Source organism: Pseudomonas sp. TZ252, assembly GCF_056110345.1.
In genome coordinates this window covers 2,469,064-2,487,187 of record NZ_CM148566.1, presented here as the reverse complement: position 1 = coordinate 2,487,187, position 18,124 = coordinate 2,469,064, and the positions used below count along the sequence as shown (strand labels likewise).

General features: G+C 54.7%; 18 protein-coding genes. 5 read left to right on the top strand and 13 right to left on the bottom strand.

Features of this window, described 5'->3' with window-relative positions:
* Positions 1-209 precede the first annotated feature (209 nt).
* The 5 genes from ACYAF3_RS11430 to ACYAF3_RS11410 form a co-directional block, all read right to left on the bottom strand.
* Complete coding sequence (locus tag ACYAF3_RS11430) at positions 210-842, bottom strand: hypothetical protein (protein WP_126624882.1); 633 nt, start codon at positions 840-842, stop codon at positions 210-212.
* Between the two features lie 6 nt (positions 843-848).
* Positions 849-1,181, bottom strand: coding sequence for a YegP family protein (locus ACYAF3_RS11425; RefSeq protein ID WP_031756811.1), 333 nt, complete (start codon positions 1,179-1,181; stop codon positions 849-851).
* Positions 1,182-1,468: 287 nt separating this feature from the next.
* Positions 1,469-2,029: a transcriptional regulator gene (locus ACYAF3_RS11420; RefSeq protein ID WP_031756809.1), complete on the bottom strand. Its 561-nt coding sequence runs from the start codon at positions 2,027-2,029 to the stop codon at positions 1,469-1,471.
* 23 nt (positions 2,030-2,052) lie between these two features.
* Positions 2,053-3,135: an ATP-binding protein gene (locus ACYAF3_RS11415; RefSeq protein ID WP_105579229.1), complete on the bottom strand. Its 1,083-nt coding sequence runs from the start codon at positions 3,133-3,135 to the stop codon at positions 2,053-2,055.
* Positions 3,136-3,354: 219 nt separating this feature from the next.
* Positions 3,355-4,521 (bottom strand): competence protein CoiA family protein, encoded by a 1,167-nt coding sequence (locus ACYAF3_RS11410; RefSeq protein ID WP_071557653.1) that lies wholly within the window; start codon positions 4,519-4,521, stop codon positions 3,355-3,357.
* Positions 4,522-4,649: 128 nt separating this feature from the next.
* Here ACYAF3_RS11410 and ACYAF3_RS11405 point away from each other — a divergent pair, with 128 nt between their 5' ends.
* Positions 4,650-5,603 carry a hypothetical protein gene (locus ACYAF3_RS11405; protein WP_031756804.1) on the top strand — a complete coding sequence of 318 codons (954 nt, stop codon included), beginning with the start codon at positions 4,650-4,652 and terminating at the stop codon, positions 5,601-5,603.
* On the opposite strand, the gene ACYAF3_RS11400 is transcribed toward ACYAF3_RS11405, so the two are convergent.
* The 8 genes from ACYAF3_RS11400 to ACYAF3_RS11365 form a co-directional block, all read right to left on the bottom strand.
* On the bottom strand, positions 5,597-6,736 hold the full coding sequence (locus tag ACYAF3_RS11400; RefSeq protein ID WP_031756802.1) for a hypothetical protein: 1,140 nt from the start codon (positions 6,734-6,736) through the stop codon (positions 5,597-5,599). The genes ACYAF3_RS11405 and ACYAF3_RS11400 overlap by 7 nt on opposite strands.
* Positions 6,737-6,851: 115 nt before the next feature.
* The gene (locus ACYAF3_RS11395; RefSeq protein WP_049950163.1) at positions 6,852-7,208 is read right to left on the bottom strand and encodes a DUF6957 family protein; all 357 of its coding nucleotides are present in this window, start codon (positions 7,206-7,208) and stop codon (positions 6,852-6,854) included.
* A gap of 12 nt (positions 7,209-7,220) precedes the next feature.
* On the bottom strand, positions 7,221-7,577 hold the full coding sequence (locus ACYAF3_RS11390) for a hypothetical protein (protein ID WP_031756800.1): 357 nt from the start codon (positions 7,575-7,577) through the stop codon (positions 7,221-7,223).
* Positions 7,570-9,462: a TniQ family protein gene (locus ACYAF3_RS11385; RefSeq protein ID WP_049950162.1), complete on the bottom strand. Its 1,893-nt coding sequence runs from the start codon at positions 9,460-9,462 to the stop codon at positions 7,570-7,572. Before ACYAF3_RS11385 ends, ACYAF3_RS11390 begins: the two co-directional genes overlap by 8 nt.
* 209 nt (positions 9,463-9,671) lie before the next feature.
* A complete protein-coding gene (locus ACYAF3_RS11380) occupies positions 9,672-10,379 on the bottom strand; it encodes a TniB family NTP-binding protein (protein ID WP_234011216.1) in 708 nt (235 codons plus the stop codon).
* Positions 10,380-10,502: 123 nt separating this feature from the next.
* Positions 10,503-10,988, bottom strand: coding sequence for a Mu transposase C-terminal domain-containing protein (locus tag ACYAF3_RS11375; protein WP_185838817.1), 486 nt, complete (start codon positions 10,986-10,988; stop codon positions 10,503-10,505).
* 365 nt (positions 10,989-11,353) lie between these two features.
* A complete protein-coding gene (locus tag ACYAF3_RS11370) occupies positions 11,354-12,304 on the bottom strand; it encodes a hypothetical protein (RefSeq protein WP_126624947.1) in 951 nt (316 codons plus the stop codon).
* Positions 12,297-13,001, bottom strand: a complete 705-nt coding sequence (locus ACYAF3_RS11365; RefSeq protein ID WP_223697247.1) for a hypothetical protein — start codon at positions 12,999-13,001, stop codon at positions 12,297-12,299. The genes ACYAF3_RS11370 and ACYAF3_RS11365 overlap by 8 nt, the downstream gene beginning before the upstream one ends.
* 124 nt (positions 13,002-13,125) lie before the next feature.
* On the opposite strand from ACYAF3_RS11365, the gene ACYAF3_RS11360 reads away from it, so the two are divergent.
* From ACYAF3_RS11360 to ACYAF3_RS11345, 4 genes are all read left to right on the top strand, one after another.
* Complete coding sequence (locus tag ACYAF3_RS11360) at positions 13,126-14,025, top strand: hypothetical protein (RefSeq protein WP_031756793.1); 900 nt, start codon at positions 13,126-13,128, stop codon at positions 14,023-14,025.
* A gap of 317 nt (positions 14,026-14,342) precedes the next feature.
* A complete protein-coding gene (locus tag ACYAF3_RS11355) occupies positions 14,343-15,644 on the top strand; it encodes a hypothetical protein (RefSeq protein ID WP_031756791.1) in 1,302 nt (433 codons plus the stop codon).
* A 361-nt stretch (positions 15,645-16,005) separates the two neighbouring features.
* Positions 16,006-16,260, top strand: a complete 255-nt coding sequence (locus tag ACYAF3_RS11350; RefSeq protein ID WP_031756789.1) for a hypothetical protein — start codon at positions 16,006-16,008, stop codon at positions 16,258-16,260.
* Positions 16,261-16,295: 35 nt separating this feature from the next.
* Positions 16,296-18,062 carry a type I restriction-modification system subunit M/S gene (locus tag ACYAF3_RS11345; protein ID WP_031756786.1) on the top strand — a complete coding sequence of 589 codons (1,767 nt, stop codon included), beginning with the start codon at positions 16,296-16,298 and terminating at the stop codon, positions 18,060-18,062.
* Positions 18,063-18,124: the final 62 nt, after the last annotated feature.

The window sequence follows — 18,124 nt, the reverse complement described above, 5'->3', positions numbered from 1 at the left end:
CAGGCTTGATCCGGATTGCCACCCTGTCAATGGAGCCCAGATTAGAGAGGATGACAGCCCTAGGGAATCCCCATCCGTTGCGGGATTAGAAGCTCGGCTTTCCTACATCACCTGCATGGCTTTCCACGAATCGACTGAGGGAACCCAGAGAGGAGGCAGATTTAGCCCATAAGTCGAAGCTAGGTAGCAGAGCTGGATACACTCACCTGTCAGTGAGTGCTCGCACGCAAAAATCGCGCAATGCACGCCATCGAAAATGCCATGCGCTTAACCCACATGTAGGTGATAGCTGGACTGGTGACCAAATGGTAGCGGTCATTGAGATCCTGAATTCGGCGTAGCACCTGCCGACGCTCATCAGCAGAAAGCCCTGAACAGGTTAGGCGCGCCGTCAGTGGAGCCAATTTGGCATGGTACTCACGGGCCCACGCAGGCTTCAAATAGATCTGGATAGCCTCTAAATTTACATAGAGAAACGCGCCAACAGACAACGTCAGCGAAGCTGTGACAAGCGTCAAATCTCCTTGATTCCATAAGGCTACGAGCGCCATACAAGGAGCCAAAGCAACCATGCAAAGGTAGACCAGACGCTTCGGGGGATCCTTTCTGTCCTCAGGTTTTCGGCTACGCAAAACAGCAATCATGGTACGGCCTCCAGCAATGGATTCAGAGTTAATACTCTCAAAGTCGCCGAGACCAAGTGCTTGGCCGTTGGTATCAAAATGTGATCGCTTATGAATCGCCCCGATTTCTGGAAGCCAGCCCACCTCAGAAAATAATTTCGTTTCGGGGCTGAACCGTACGAAGCAAAAAAACCCGCCGAAGCGGGTTTGTAGAAGCATGGTGGGTCAGGTGAGATCTACGGTTTGGGCAGTTGGGCCGTAAGCCTTAACCGCCGCGATACCACCATCACGCCCTTGGGTGGAGGTATACATTTCACTCTTGCCAATCACCTGACCATTACCTGCATGCAGGGTGAAATAGTACTGACCGTTAACGGCTGTCAGCTTCTTGTAATTGGCATCATATGGGGAGTTGACCTTCACCGACTGGATACCATTCTGGCAGTTCGCCTTTGTGGTATAGCCTTCGCTGGCCAGGATCTTCTCGCCGTTAGGCGCCTTCAAACGGAAGTAGTACTGACGATCCGTCCCCAGGAAAATCTCGTATTTCGCGCTCATGAGCTGTTCTCCTATTTCTCTTTCCGCACGCCTTTGAACGGCGTCTTGTCCGACGTTTTCACGTCCATGAACTGACCGGTTTCCGTGTCACGCTTGACCCAATGACCAGACGGAGTCTGGGTCTGGGAACGCTGACGTACCGCGCCATTGCGATGTCCATCACCTGCCGGGGGGTTAGTTGCCATGTCGATCACCACTCTGCTTAACTGATCCAGTTTAACCAGGTACCGCAAAAGGGCCTGGGTTCGAGACAAAACTACACCCTGATTCTGGATTTGTAAAGCTGTTTAAGCGGATTCACCGATGGCTCGGTATACGTACTCAATTCCGCCAGACTCGGCGGTCTCTTCGGCTCTGAGGATGAACCCCTGATCCTTGAGCTTCTTGAGCTTAGTGCTGGCATTAGCGACCGAAATGTTTAGTGCTTCGGCTACCTTGGCGGCAGTAACTGCGCGCCGAGGTAGCACGCAATCCAGCAGTTCCTTCGTGGAAGAGCTGATCTCAGGCCCGATGACTTGGTAACCGTCTTCGGCCCAGACAGTCAGAGGAATCTCTTTGGCCTGAGCGGCGTAGCTCCAGTTGTCCAGCAAGTCTCGACTCTTGACGTCCTTGAGGAAGAAGCCGCGCTCCCCCCTATAGAGCTTCGCGACAGCTACCACGCTTTCTCTCGGAAATGATGCATCCGTCGCTTCAATACCAGAGAGGGAGATCCCAAAAACGGAATACTGTGGATGGGCGTCGACGAAGTCGAGCAGCTTCCCAAAGGTTGCCTTTCCTTGGACATTGCCAAAAGGATGGTCGTCTTCGGTGAAGTCTCTCAGCTTGACAGTGAGTGATTTCTGATTCATTTGCTCAGTTTAACGAGAGAGCTTTAGCTGTCAATTAAGAAGTCAAAGCAGATGTGGGTTCCCAGGATGGTAGGCATATCCGTTCGCCGGTGGCTGCGGTTGAATTGAGAGTCGCGGTAGACCATCGTCAGCTCGAAATTTTTTTGCCTCACCGTAACCGTGGCATTGAAATTAGCAGCCACATCACCACTTCGTTTCAAGCCCAGCCCTCGCCCATCCTCATCAGAGCTTGAGACTCGCCCCTGCTTGAATACATGCAAGACCAGCTCAGGCCCTGCCTCTGATTTCGAGAAGTCGAGTTTCTTAAAAAGCTCCGGGTATCTCTGCTCCAAAACGGGCTGAAGGCTTCCAACAATGCCAACCCCGCTGTCAGAGATCACTGTCTGGATCTTGCGGCCTTTCGGGTAGTGCTGAAGAGCTGCAAAACCCGGAATCTCTGACTTTGCATGATCCCGCACGTTACCAAATAGCTCAGAAATGAACGTAAACGCAGACTGCGAGTAGCGCTCACCTGCACACCTCACGAGGCTGTTTTTCAGACGTTTGGGGATCGACTCATCGGGAATGCGAGGATCAATAGAGGCAAGCTCAACCACACCTTCGTTGTTACCACGGTAGGTTGCCGCTCCAGACTGAGAAGGACGCTCCGGAACCACATCTACGGCCCCGGCTAGGTGGTCAAAAAAACCTAGCCGATTGAAGTAGGTCAGCGTTGCCTTGCAGGTACTGAAATCAATCGACACCGTTTTGCCAACCAAAACGAGCTGATTGCATAGCGCTAGCATTCGCGCCGCAGCATCAATCATGATCTTGCAGCCCTTGGGCACAACGAACACAGCGTCTGTGCAGGCAGAATCCAAGGGCGAACCAGCGGCAGCCAGCGCCCCCTCAAAGGAGGCACTGTCCACCCACGCCTCCTTTTTAAGGACAATGGTCAGCACAGTCTTCACCACCGCCCACCGATGGTCAGCATCTTGGGCGAACGTATCAGGACTCTTATAAAGAAGAGAATTGACCTCCCCTTTAGCCACCCCAAGATGCTTGGCGATGTCCTTAGCCTTAGTGCCAGGGTTTTCCCGCAGAAAACGCTCAACATCAGCAATCAACCACCTAGTCTCCTTGGCTGTTTGGCATCCAGAATTTCTATCAAACCTCGACGATGACCCCTCTCTTCAGCAGCGCAGGCCAAGAGAGAATGGGCGGACGCCACTATAACTTAGTGAGCACCTGATACCAGTTAGACACCATTGGCCAAGGCCTCAGATCCCTGCTGAAGCAGCGGTCTGACCCAGGATGTAGTGATCCCTCACGCCAGGGCGATCAGCTCATCGACGTAATACGTAGATGAAATCAGCCTTCCCAGCTATCCGAATCACCTCAACACCAAGAAGCTCAACGCCACTGGCCCGGAAGAAATCTTCCAACGCATCACAGTCCAACCCAATGCCATAGTGACGAGCCTTGAATTCGCCGCAAGGCAGGCATCCAGGAGCAAGCCCTGTACGGTAGTGCCGGAGGATGAGTCGCGCATCGAGGTAACCATTCACGTCCGGCTGACTCTCAGTCGTGAACGACGCCTCTAGTACCCGTGAAGACGGATCAACCGCTCTACTCAAACCAGGGCTATCACCATCAGCCAGTGCCTTAAGCTCATCCTGAAGCGCAGACCTTGTCCACGCAGGAAACATCCAGTTCTTGTACTTGGCCACATAGCGACCTGCGTATCGTCGCGACAGTCGCTTGAGCAGCTCAGCGATAGCTGGACTGTATGCCACTGAACGCACCACCACAGAACCAAACTCAAGCACCCGCAGATCGACCCAAAAGCCCTGAATCGTGAACCGCTGCCGCTCAGGCAAGTGCACCCTGGGCTCCTGCTGAACACCGCTATCAACAGGCAGCAACGTATCGCCGCCAACAACGATTTCCGGGAGCGGGTAGAGCCACTGTTTTAAGGTCGCGTCATGCAGGATGGATCTTTTTATCTCCAGCAAACCTTCTGCTGAGGGCGTTACGACCAAACCACTCAAATCGATCTCGACGGTGCGAATACCCAACTGCTCGATCCTCGCCAGTTTCTCCTCATCAACAAACGAGGTGCAGGCGAACTCAATCAACAACGGGCCATCCGTCAGCTCAGCGACAAGGTCGGGCCTAAAGTCTCCCATCCAGGGTTCTTCTTTGACGGATTCAAAATCCCACCAGGAGCTCTGGTCTTGAGAATCTGGGCGATGCCCCGGCTGCGGAGGCAACTGCAACCCTAAGCTTTCTTTAACCAACTGCTTGGCGTATCGGTGCAGAAAGCTTTCTGGCGTGACCTCACAGGGCGCTTTATGTGAGGCATGGGAGAAATGGTGCATCCGCTGTAGCCCTTGGCGAGCAACAACGACCTCATTGCATTCAATGCACCGACAGCCACAAGCCAGACCGCGTACTACTTCGTTAATCGAAACAACTCGGCCACTGGCATCTACTGCAATCGTCATGGTCATGAGACTTTTCCGCTGGAGTTAAGAAGGTCTCAAGACTGAAAATACGCGGCAGAAAAAACCTCCCGATATGGCCTTATTCCGGAAATCCAGGTTTTAAATCCTTAAAAATCAGAAGCATAGGGAATTGCATGTTCGAAGCTCTTCAGCGTCTAAAGCATCACCTCACAGAGAACCCCTCGCGCGGACGGGCCTACGAGATCCTGCTGTTCATGACCAGTAGCTGTCTTGCCCGCCCTGACAACCAAGAGAAACTAACCTTTGAGGCTAAGACTCTGCTCGCCGGCTGCGGTAATGCTGCGGAGAAAGACTCAGACCCTAAGAATTGGGTGCCGAAAATCTCGATCCTGCGGCGCACCCTGAAGCTGGCCCAGTCAGAATCAGATGAGCCGCGCCTGCAACTTGGCTATACGCCAGGTGGCGGCAGGGGGGTGGTCAGCCTGTATTGGCTGGAACTGGAACCCCAAAATGACGAAGAGAAAACGCCTGAAGTAGAACCCGCCTCATCAATCATCTACCGACGTTCCGCCAAGGGCGCAATCAAGCCATCGCTCGCGGCTCGCCTGTTCCTGAGTGGCGGTGAAATGCGCAACCTGAGTGTCAGAGGTATCAGCTTTCTGAGCTCAATCCTTCTGGGCAGTGCATTCTGGGTTGCCCTACTCGGAATCATGCTGCTGAGCCTGGGCCTACGTGAGGGGCCCATTACGATGGGAAGCCTCATCACCCTATGCCTCAGCCTGGCAGGATTTGTATTCATCTGGCGCGAGGGCTACTCACCTTGGTTCAAAGTGATTGATGACTGCGTCGTGAAAGCACCTAACTGGGTGTCCGCGTTCAAAGAAACCAGCTGCGAGCTGGAAATGTTCCGGCATGACAACTACCGCTGGACGCGCCTGGTGCGCTTTTCGGCTGACTGCCCCGTTTGCGGCAGCACCATCGAGCTCCAACCAGGCAAGCCAGACCATCAACTCCCCCTGGTAGGTCGCTGCGTCGAAAGCCCACACGCCCATGTCTATAGCTTTGACCGGATGACCCTACGAGGTGCGTACATTGGCCCCCCCATGCCCGAAGAGAAGGATCAGTAAGGAATCTTTATCTTCTGATCCAGAATGGCGTCTGGCTGCATTACCAAGGGATCCAGCCAGTTCGCTTTAGCCCGAGCCCAGGCCAGAAACATCTGCTGCTGTTCGGACAAACCGCCAACCTGCTGACCATGAGCTTCTTGGGCACGTAAAAACGCCCGGATGGTTTCCGCCTGCTGCCAGCGCTGCGCATCTGCAATCAGATGCTCCAGCCTTTTCTTCTCGGCGTCCTGAATCGCTTGCTGTGCCAATGCCTCCTGGCGGCGCTTTTCGCGGATCGCCGCCAAGCGCTCTTGCTCTTCCTGGTAGCGAAGCCTGCTGATCGCCCGCCTAGCCATCACCTCCACCGCCAGATTGAGCTGCTCCTCGATGGATTGCCGCACCGTGTCTTTGACCACCGCGTCATGGCCATCGCCGCAACGGATTTCGAGCGTTCCCGACGGGGTGTACTGATAGCGCGGCCAATAGCTATGTTCGCCACGACTTTTGGCCGCCAGCTCTTTCGCCGTTGGAACATAGTTGGAGCGTTTGGTGGGCTCATAGATGCCTAGCGTGAAGCGGCTACCATACATTTCGACCTGCATGTGCCGATCACCAGGGCGCAGGCTGTAGCCACGCTTTTCCAAGGCTTTGACCAGGGTATTCAACACCCGGAATGCCCGTTTGCGCTGGCCAACCGACACAGAAATATCGAACCCCCGACCACCTGGAATCGGTATCCCTCGGTTGTCTTTGTAGCCGCTGTTGAGCGCATCGCGGGTAGCGGCCACCTGGGGATGCCAATGCGTACCCCGGCTCGGTACTCGGATGTGATTGGCGGGGTCACGCTCAAACGCCAGAACCGGCAGCAACCGCGCATCCGGTGGTGGGGCCTCACCAGACGGTTTGACCGGTTGCGCCACAAAGCGGTGAAGGTGGCGGGGATTGCCTTTGAACACCGGCAGCGTTGGTGGGGCGGTTACCGCTTTGCCCGCTTTCAACTTGGCCCAGTCGCCTCGGGGTGGCGTGGGAATCTGCAAGCGGCTGCACAGCTTCTTCAAGCCCACATCCGACAGCCCGTAGCGCTTGGCCACCGATTGCATCGGCTCGGCCCACACCTCGGCAAAGAGTTTGTCTCGATCAACTTGCTCCCACATCGCGCCCCTCCGTGAAGTTGAGCTGGCGACCATTTACCCCATGCGGTCTTATGCGAAGTGCGGTTCGAATCCCTCAGAAAATCCGCCCGACCGTCTCCAGCGCCACACGTTTGCGCTACCCCTCACCGAGCAACACGTAGAGCGTGCTCCAGGTCTGGAACAGACCCTCACCATGCAAAACGTGTAACGGCGATGTCCGCACAAAGTCCCCCGCGTCCCAGCGCCTGGCACTGTCGTAAACGACGGTATGCGCATACACCAGCACCGGCTGACGCCCCGTGTTGCTCAGCTGCTCGCGCTCGGCTGGCGTGACCGCTAAATCCAGCCACAGCCAATCGCGTACAAGACAGAACTCGTTAAAGGGAAAGCGCTGACGCACCATGGCCATGGCTTCTTCGTCAGTCAGGGATAACCCCGACATGGGTGTACCGCGGCCATACAACAGATCGGTTACCGCACTCAGCTCGTCCATATCTACCTCCTGTTATTGAAGGCACCAGCGCGAGTGCGCCATGCGGGCCGTCTCATAGAGATCAATCAGATGGCGCAGTGACTGAAGCCCACCGGGTGCAAAATTCACGATCACGAAACAGTCGAACTCTTCGGTATGGATCAACCAGCGCGCCCCATCGCGCACGACATGGCTGATCTCCCCCGAGGTGAGCACGGCATGCTCCGGATAACGGCGGACTTTGTAGGCATGGCCCCGCACGCAGTTGCAGCTGATAGTGGCGTTCACCAGGAAGCCAGTAATGACTTCGTCGGGGTAATGCTCCAGCAGCGCTTCGAGTAAAAGGCGTTGAGTCCGCGCAGGCAGACGGGTGCTGATCCGGTCAGGCACAGTGCACCTCCGTCGCCTGGCAAAACTGATCCACTACCGCCTTCAGTTCAGGGCTGTGGCTCATGCGGGCGCTGGGTTTAGATGGCCGTGACCAAGTAGGGGCTCGATTAGAAACGATGTTCACCAACGCATCGACCGAGAGCAAAAGCCCGCTCTCCACCTCTCCACTGGGGCCAGTCACCAGTGCGCCAACCTTCTTCATCGCCCCCTTAAGCCAGACCGACTGGCTGCCCAGTCGATCTGCCGTATCTGCTGCCACCACATAGGTGGAAAGGAATGCGATCAGGTCGGCCAAACCGATGAATGTCCGGTATTTCTTGCCTGATTCAGCACGTGCCCGCAGGTAGCCGGCATCAATCCAACCTTTGATGGTCTGGTGTTTCCACTTCGTAATTTTGGTCAGGTCAGTGATGGTGAACTCAATACCGGTGGAATGCTGAGCCGACACTTCTGCAAGCGTGTCTTCATCAAAGCGAAACGCCGCGAACCCCTGGATGCCACGCACACGGCCTAGCGGTTGAAGATCACCCGCAAATACTCGCTTAAGCAGGTCATTGGCTTGTGCGTTGGAAAAGCTCTTACCACTGATATCCGCAAATGACAGGCTGCGCTTGGGCTCATCGATCTCGCAGCTGCTCTCGGTCAGCCGCTCAAGCAGTGCCACCGCTTCACTTCTTCGGTAATCGCCCCGTGCAAACAGCGGGCGCTGCATCTCCGGTACCGGACTCAACAGGCCAGTCTCCGTCAGACGATCTCGGGTACGCCGACTGATGCCGAGAAGTTTGAGCAAATCCTTACCGTAGAGGAAATCCGCCGCTGCTTGCTGGTGTACCTCAACCTCCGCGCGCTTGACCATGCAGAACTCGCTGGTCGAGCCCTGCAAGATGGTTCCATCCAACAGGCCGGCCTTTACGAATGCCACTACGCGATCCGGAGAGCTTTTCAGTATCCGTGCCGCTTCCGCTGCCGTAAGGGTTGCCTTCAGCCCCAGCCAGTCAGCGCTGATCTGCTTCAGCTTGCGGTTGATGGGCGCATTGGCCCGCTCAAGAATCAGCCGGTGTGCAATCTCGCGGACTGGTGCATACACCTCTCCTGAAAATTCCGTATTCAGCTCGCGATACCAGCTGCCAAGATTGAGCATGAAACGGCTGGACGCCATTTGATTGGCCGCTTCGATCTTGGCTTCGACGAAGCCCCTGAAGCGAGGCAGCAAATTGCTGCCGATTTGATGACTGGCTTGGCACACCGCCAAGGCTTTATCCGTATCGATGGGAGCATTTTTCCGATGCGGCTCCGTCAGTGTCAGATTTGCCAGAAACAGCAGAAATGCATCAACGTCTTGGAGCAGAGCCTCCAGTCCCGGCAGCGAAATGCCACTGGCAGGCCACAGGAGGCTGGCCACCCAGAGGCTCGCAGGATCTGCTGGCGTGACATCCGCAGTGGTCAGGTCGTACCCGCAGGGGCAGGTTGTAATCGAGTGGCGCTTGAGGTCGAGCGGTTCCGAACACTCCGGGCAAACTGCCAACAGTGCGCGTTGATGCTCGGGGCATGCGATGAACAACTGGTGATGCCACGACTGACGGATGTAGGCGGACGCGCGCAAGCACTCGACACAGACCGGAACCGCTGCGGTACGGAGAAATCGTCCTTGCCCGAGCGATCCCACGACTTGTGAGAAACCGGCAAGCTGTTGGATCCCCGCACAATCCAAGCCATGCGTCTCACTGATGGCATTGAGCTCAGTCTCACTGTAACGGGCTTTGAGTCGAACCCCTGCCTCGCGGAGCAGGGCGGCAGAGGAGTCCATGAAGTTCTCCTCGGCCAACCGCAGGAGGTAGCCGTTTACGCTTTCATCAGCGAAGGGAGTCAGGGGGAATGCCAACATGCTGAGCCCTCACACCTTCACGCCGGCTTCGGACATGACCTTGGTGTACACCAAGGCCATGTGCTCGGTCTGTACCGTGATCCGGGGGTCAAACGGATTGAAGTCGATCAAACGCCCGATGACTGCCGCCTCATAGGCTTTGGCAAACTCGGGATACAGCGCCTCTCCACTTGTTGAGCAGACTTCGACCTCACGAAAGAGCTTTACGATCAGGCCAAAACGCCCCGCACACGCGCGATGTACATGCGCTTGGCAAACTCGGCATCCTTGAGATCGAACGTGCGCCAACCGTTGTTCGTCAGGTATTGCAGCGCTGTCGCCAACGCCGCCCGAAAATGCGTGTAATCAGGGCCCTGACAGTCATACGGATAAAATTGGAATGGCCGTCTGACACGATCAGCCAGTTGCTCATTTTCCAGGAACAGCTGATTAAGCGATGGCAAACCGGCCAGGACGATACTGGCCTTCAGTTTTCCATCGAAAAGCTTAAAAAAATCAGCCGCCGCCCGCACCGTGGTGCTACTGCCGCGCTCCAGCATGTGTTGGCACTCATCAAAGATGATGAGCTTTGTGTTCCGCTTATTGGCTGCTTTGATAAAAGCCTCAGTCGCCGCCACATGATTCTTAAAGCCCCCGGTGCTCATGCCAATGCTGCTCAGGCAAGCATCCGGCAGGGCTCGTGCCGTCAGATGTTTGGGACTCACCACCGAGATCACGCTCTGCGATCCGACAGGGGAGGTGCGCAAGACCTCTTGGATCGCACGCGCCAATACCCTTGTCTTCCCCACACGCGTGGGCCCAACGACCGGCTGAATTTGATAATCCTCATCACGCGCACGTTCTACAGCCGCCAAAATCACAGCAAGAGCTGATGAAAACCGCTCATGCTGAACGAGCTGATCGTAAATACCGCTCATGGCTGGATGACCTCGACAGGGGCCGGCACAAAGTCATCATCCGAGTCGACCGACATGACAGTGCGTGCGACCGGAGCTATCGCATGCTGGTCAAGCTGGGTTTGCACGTCACGGTGATAACCCTCACGAGCTTTTTTTCTGACCTGCACGGTTATGGTCGGAAATCTTTGAGCGGCGCCGGGTGCTGTCTGTCGTCCATTTGATCAGCAAGCTTGCGTAGACACGATGGTAGTCATGACCCGTCATGGTCTGCGGGTCACGCTCATACTGCTTACGAATCTCTTTGATGACCTCGAACGAGACATTTGGAACGTCGCGCATCTTGCAATCGAGCTTGATCAATTCACCGCTACGGGGATCAACGGCATAAATCGCCGCGCATTCAGCAGGGTTAAACAGAATCGTCACTTGCTGCTGAAGAAAATCCCGCGTCACTTCCTTGAAGGCATAGCTGTTGTACTGAAAGCCCTCGAATTCGATCCCGTAGTGCTGCACAGTACGAGTCGTCTTATTCTTATGCAAAATCAAACGCTGAACCTGCTCAAGAGATGGCGGCGGTGGTGGCATAAATTTTTTGAGCTCTTCATCCATCGCCTGCTTAATGGTCATGTTCTTTCCATGGCGAAACCCAAGTTTCACAACAGGCTGATGTACGTAGTAGTCAGCTATGAACTTAACAACATCTTTGTACACTTGCTCGACGGTGTAGCAAGCCTCATTTTCTGCTCGTTCATGTCGATTCTTGATTTCTTTCTCAGCGCTTTTCTTAGATCCTGGCATTCTATGAAATACCATCTTATCCAAGGTATTAAAAAGCGACTCTACGTGTGGCTTATCGTCCCCACGATAGGCGCGGGCATAATGGATATCAATCCCAAGATCTCGGACGAGCTCTAATGACACACCCGCCGCATTCTCAGACGCATTATCCAATAAAACTTTAATCAAGCCGCAGGGCGCAGGCCAATCTGAAATTAATTCAAAGCGTCTTTGAATTTTTCGTCTTTCGGGGAAAAGAAAAATTCAAACAGCTTGAGCAATGAGTATTCACTGGGTGTCCCGGCTGTCACATAAATGCCCACGGGATAGCCTGTACGGCTACACACCATTGAGTACAAGGTGATTTTTGAAAATCGCCGACCGAACTCATCGACAACATACATATCAATCGTCTTGGCGTCGATTTGCACCAATTCAAAGGCATGCTCAACGTAAAACTCATTTACCGCTTGCCGTGACAACAGGCGATAAGTCCTAGGATCAATTCGCCCATCCAAGACGATATCCCGAGGCATTTCTTGAAGCATTCGAGAGACCAGCTTCACGCTGATCGTCTGGTTACCCTCAACCAGACAATCTGAGCCTTTCAAGCGATCATTCACAATCCGTGCTGTCGCTGCTAGGTTCAGCTTGTCATCCTTGGCATAGGTCTCCAGAATGACTGCGTGGACGAGCTCTTTAGCTGCCGCTTTTACCCTCCAACCTTTACCGCCACGCGCGCGGTAGTTAGGAATCAGGGCTTCAAAAGCTCCTTTTGCATATTTTTTCTGGTACTGCCTGATGGTTTTTGGACACGGCACCTTTTTTTCGTGCTCAAGTCCAACTTTAACCAGTAGCTCATTTTTTTCGCTTTGCGCTGCTCGCCGATATTCTTCGCTATCAACTAACTTGATGATGTCTCTGCGGAAAATAGCTTCCGCATATTCTGAAGGCTCCCAAGTCTTACCTTGGCGCTCAGTCGCATACCCTGGGATCTTGATGACTCCAGTTGCCAGTTCATTATAGAACTGCTGAAAGTCCATAACCCGCTCAATGCCACCCTTGCCGCGCAGGACAATATCTTTCAAATCCACTTGCAGCGACTTGATAATGAAGGGTTGCCCGGAAATATTCACAACCCCGTTTTCCCGGATTGGATTATTCACTGATATAAACCTCCAGAATTTGCAAGTTTCCATTCCCTGGATAGACATCAAAATCCATTGATAGAATCAGCGCCTTATTTAGATCCATCCTCAAAACACCAGACAACAGACCTGCCAGCAAAAAGTAATTTTCCGGCGCCAATCCACAGAGCACGTCTCTGACGTGCCCCGTCTTATTTTTAATCTGGCTGACTTGCTGTGCCCAAGCTGGCAGTTGCTGAGCGCATTGCCGGGCGAATTTATGCAATAAATCTACATTGATCAAGAACGTTTCGGTGAAGTCCTCTTTGCAAAGAACTCTGAATTTCATACCGTTGCGCAGACAAAAATCGCTCACTTGCTCAAATAGCCCTTTATGCTGTGAGCAGTAGCGCTTCGGCTTCACCTCGAAAATATGCTCAATGCCATCAATCACATCCGAAAGATCGGGTGTGTAGTACCGACTGTCTCTGTGCTTGGCGGTAGGTAGGGCGGTCAGCACCTCGCCCCGAACCAGGTCAAAGGTCATTGCCTGCGCCCGCAATTGACTGCCTCTCGGATCCAGATCCAGGGCTTTCGCCAGCGCCAGCTCGTCGCGCGATTCCAGACGGATTTCCAAGCCGCTTTTCAACGACTTCATGACATACGCCTTACGCCCTCGGTTGTTGCGGCGCGCTACATCGCGCGTCACGCCGTGGCTCAGGTCATCTCGTTTCATTTAGTACACTTTTCTATACTGGGTGTTTTATGTATAGCCATCCTCTGGATTAAGGTCAAGCTTTTTTTGGAGAAACGTATCAAATAAGATGTAGCGACCGGAGTCCGCACGAGGAGAACAAGGCATGCCACGCAAGCCGCAAACACACTGGTTTGGCCTGTATCAGGCTCTTCGCCCGAAGATCGACGGGCACCAGGGCGACGAGAGCGTCTACCGACTCATTCGTCGTGAAGCCGAAGCTTCGAACTACGACGAGAAAGTCATCAAGCGCATGCTCAATGCCGGGGCGTTTCTTGAGCGTATGACTGACAGCCCACTTACGGTGGAGCAGGTTAAATGCGGTTACGCTCATGCTGAGTTCCTGGAGCGTCTTTACAAGCTAAACGCACAGGAAGCTCACGCTCGCTTCAACGCGATCCTGGACAACCAGGTAACCCTGAAAGAGCTCCGCCAGGCCATTGATTCCCTGGCCGCAGAATCCGGGCATGCGCAAATCACGGCTCGCTCCCGCGCTCGCCAGCGTGTGGTCGAACATCAGCGGCTTTGCATTCAACTTGCACAACAGTCCGGGGCTGGCTTCTTCGGGAGCCCTGAAGGCGAGCTCGTGCTGGTGAAGAACTTCCGAGCGCTGCGTAATTTTATTTTGATCGACGACCCTCAACAGCCCATAGCCGTCATTCCACGCTTGGGCGACAGCTCGTTGAAAGAAGGGCCCGCAGCAGAGGAGCTGCTCAAGCTGGTTACATCTGTGAAACGCTATTTCCATCGACTTTGGCTGGTGCTTTCTTCTGACTCACTGCTTGCTCAGGAACTGGTCGCACGTGCCGAACAGATCGGTGCACTGAACAGCTGGCTGTACTTAGCAATTCCAAATCCAGATTCGTCGGGCCTGATCCCGTATCTGAACCGCCGCCGCATACTCGAAAAAGACGTCGATGGAGAAGATGACTGTGCCTGGGAGGGGGTTTCGCTGCGCGATGGTCGCAAGCTGTCCGGCAGCCTAAATCCGATAGAGAAAATTTGACCAGTCGCGCGCGAGTGATTTCCAAGGCGCCCTCGTAACGTGGGCACCGTAGCCGATTCGCTACTTCCCTTGGAGACATAACATGACTCGTCAAATGACCAAATCCAACGCTGGCCAGTCCTCCAGCAACAGCGTGAAAGAAAGCTCTCGCCCAGCGGGCTCCAATACCTTCCCAGGTGGTAACTGGCCGAGCAAAGTGCCGGGCCGCCCATCCGGTGGCAATCGTGGTCAAGGGCCGAAGCGCTAAGCCCTCATGCTCGGGACACTGCCCGCAGGGAAGCGGGTATTGGATTGGAATGAATTAGAGTTACTCAGTCATGGCGAAACAAGAGATTGCTCCACTCCCGCCGTATCCCCGCTTGGGCGAGTGCTATCGCCTCCTCGCCAAAGCACTCGATACGAAAGCCAGCAACCGCCAGGTCGATCAACTCGCCAGGCAAGGCGATTTTGACTGGCAGTTGCTGGCCAGCCTGCGAGATGAACTGCTCGAAGCGCCGTTGAGCAGCAGAAGTAATGCTCAATTCGCTCGATTTGTTGCCTCGGCGGTCGAGACCCTGCAAGAAAGCTATGTGCAACTGATCAAGACCATAGCACTGGACGCCTTAACCCGAGAGCAGGCGCTGCCTGTCTTGGCGGAGCATTTCTTAGCGCCGTATCTCGGCTCCTTTCTCCTGCAAATGCACAAGGCCATCCCCAGCCCGCCTCTGGCGCAGCTTTTGGATGAGCAGCATCACCCTGTAGGCGTCACCCTGGCCTGGCTAGAACATGAGCTGGAAATAGCGCCCAACCATCTGGGCCAGCAGCTTTATCATGATGCTTCTGGCGAGAATAAAAACGGGCGTGAAGCGATCCGTCGTTGGCGACAGGGCGAGCAGCTGCCGGATCTTCAGAGCACCGCCTTGCTTCATCAGACATTGCAGGCGCAGTTCCCAGCTTGCCCTTTGCTGCTGCGGGCCTTTACCGAGTGGCTAATCGTCGCCCGAGCGTTAACCGTGTTAGATAGCGCCGCCTCGGGTTTTGTCCGCTTGCGTCACTGTGTGCTCCAACAGGTGTTGAGCGACATCCCCATCATCGACATCGGTGTCATGCTTTCCATGCTGAATATCCAGGCCGCAGCACATAAGCGTGAACTGGTCGAAAGGGGCCTGTTGCTGTTTGAGCAGTTGAAGCGCACCACGGAAAAATCTCTGGGCGACCAGGCCCGCACACGCTACGCCCTGGATCAATTCAGAGTTCTTCTGGGCCACCATGACCCGGAAGGCATCAGCACCTACTACCTGGAATGGCTGGAAGGTCGCTGGCATGTGCTGGCGGGACAATTGGACACGGCGCTCCTGCATTTCGAAGCAGCTGCCGACCTCGATCTCTACCGCTCAGGCCAAACCCAGAAAGACATTCTGCGGGAAGCTCTGCTATTGGCCGCCTACCTGGGCAAGCGCCCGCTGTACAAGCGCCTGAAGCACCGCGCCCTAGCTATGGGTCTCAGTTATCTGCCGAGCTGGGAAGAGTCCGTGGCGTCTGATCATGAGCTGAAGCTGATTCGCGACAATTTCACGGTCAAGTTCCCGGAGCGAGGCCGCTTTGTGGATCCGGTGCCGGCCTTTAGTGCGCTGCATTAGCAGCGCCACTGCGCGTAATAGGACGTTATGGTCAATCAGCCCCCTCGCTGGCTGGAGTGCTGGATGCCAGAAGGGGCATAAGCGGCTGCCGGCTGGGGTGTTCTGGTAGCCCAACATCCGTAGGAGAAGCTCTCTCACAGACCATCCAGCGCTTCAGAAGCAACCTGCCGCGTACGATGATGGCTGCTTCTTTTACACGGCCTTCGTAGCTTACCTATCCCAGCAAAATACGGTGCTTTCTCAGTACACAGAGAGAGAAAATTACACCAATGCTTATTTTACGCATTAATTGCTTACTTGACGCACCGAAAGCTTTCACCTAATCTGAGCCCATGGTCACCACTCCATGGAGCAGAACACCATGCACACCACCCACCACTGCAAGGCACGCCAATCCCAGTGCGGGATCTCACTCGACATGGTCGATTACGTCCTGGCCCATGGTTCGCAGGAGAAAGACAAAGTCGTGTTCGGTAAGAAGGAAGCGAAGCAGCGCTTAGCGGCTCTGGATCGCGAACGCCGCCTGCTGATGAAAATCAACGACAAAGGTGGCGTGGTGGTGGTCGCCGATGGTGAAGCGCTGATCACAACTTACAACTGCTCGCAGCGCCACTGAACGCATTACGCTCCCCAGAAAGCACGGAAAAAACCATGAACGACAAAGTCCTCTGGCAACTGCTCGACACTATTCGAGGCACTGGCACAGCCCCCTACAATGCTCTGTCCCTCGTCCTACAGTTGCTGTGCTGGTGGAAGCTCTCCAAGGAGCCGGTACTACCAGAACACCTTCGTTTCGAGGTGTTCTGCGAGCAGAACAGCTCCGCGCAGCTGGAGGCTCTACGGAGCGTACAGCAACACACTCGCCACCCATTCTTAGATGAAGGTGCATGGAAAGGGCTTCACGGGGCGAGCGACCTTTCTGTTTTAACCCAGAAAATCCGATTGCTAGGGACTCAAGGCCTGCTCGATACACTGCTGCTGGATGACGCAGCGCATTGGAGTAACGATCCGCGCGGTGAGACCGCCAGCTACTCGCCCAGCCTTTGCGAGTTGATGGTGTCTCTGGCCCATGTCGACCAAGCCCAAAGTATCTACATACCGTGGGAAACCTCTGGTCAATTGGCTGCCCGTATTGCTCGAACCGGAGCAAGCCTCTGGGTTGAGTCGCAAGTGCAAAGCACCTGCGCTCAGGTGCTCAACCTGGTAGGCGGGGTGAACTGGGAATTGCATGCAACCGACCCTTTGAGAGCCCCAAGTGCTATCAACCAAGGAAAGCTGGTTCAGTTCGATGCGAGCATTTGCTTCCCACCGATGGGAGTGAAATACCCAAATGAAATCTGCAATGGCGATCTTTGGGAGCGTTTCACCGAAAAAACCCAGGTCGGCAATGTGCTGCAAATCCGTCACCTGCTCGCACAGACACAAGGGCTAGCTGTTCTGACAGTTCAAAGCTCCGTGCTATTCGGCAAGGGGATCGAGCGGCAGCTGCGCGAAGATCTAGTCAGTCGGGGCCAAATCCGCACGATTATCGCCTTGCCCGGCGGGCTGTTCAGCCACACGCAAATTCCAATCAATATCCTTGTTCTAGAGAGCAAGCGTCGAAATGAATCGATCCGCTTTGTGAATGGCAACCATGAGGCATTCATAGAGGCCTCCGGCAGAAGGCGCGTGGATCTGAAGGACATAGATGCACTGCTGCAACTGGTAGCGAGCGACGATGCCTCCCCATTTGCCAGGAATGTGACGGCTGAAGAGATAGCCCATAGCGACTTCAGCCTTGAGGCCAGTCGCTATGTCCAGGATGAGTCTGCACAGAAGCTGAGCAACACCCTCAAGCGCTATCCACTGCGCAAGTTGGGGGACTTCTTTGAAATCCTTCGTCCCAGGCAACACAGCACTACCTCAGAGGGTGCAGAGGTCAACGAGGTACTGGCCCAAGACATTCCATCGTTCGGCTATATCCGCAGTGCCAGCAAAGAAGCATTGTTCGACCTGCAATCGCCCAAGGCAGACAGCTACTTCATCAAGCCTGACGACATTCTGATGACTTTCAAAGGTGTCGTAGGCAAGGCAGGCATAGCTGGCGACGTCCCGCCGCCTGGCCAGAACAGCTGGGTAGCAGGGCAATCGTTAGTGCTCTTGCGCAGCCGATTCCCCGATCAATACCCTCCCAAAGCGCTGCTGATACTTCTGCGATCCGCAATTGGGCAGGGCTTGCTTAATCAAGCAGCAGTGGGGGCAACCATCCCCTCCATTCAGCTTTCGACCCTTAAGAACATTGAAATTCCAGTGCCTCCTTTGCCGACCATGCACGCCATGGTGCAAGCATTCGATGAAGAGGCACGAATCCAGACAGAAATTGAAATCCTGTGCCGCCAGCAAACCGAGCTAACCAGCGAGTTCTGGTCACTCCAATAGCCCGCCAAACAATGAACGGATGAGCCACCTGCTAAAGGTCTGAAGACATCCGTAAAAAATCG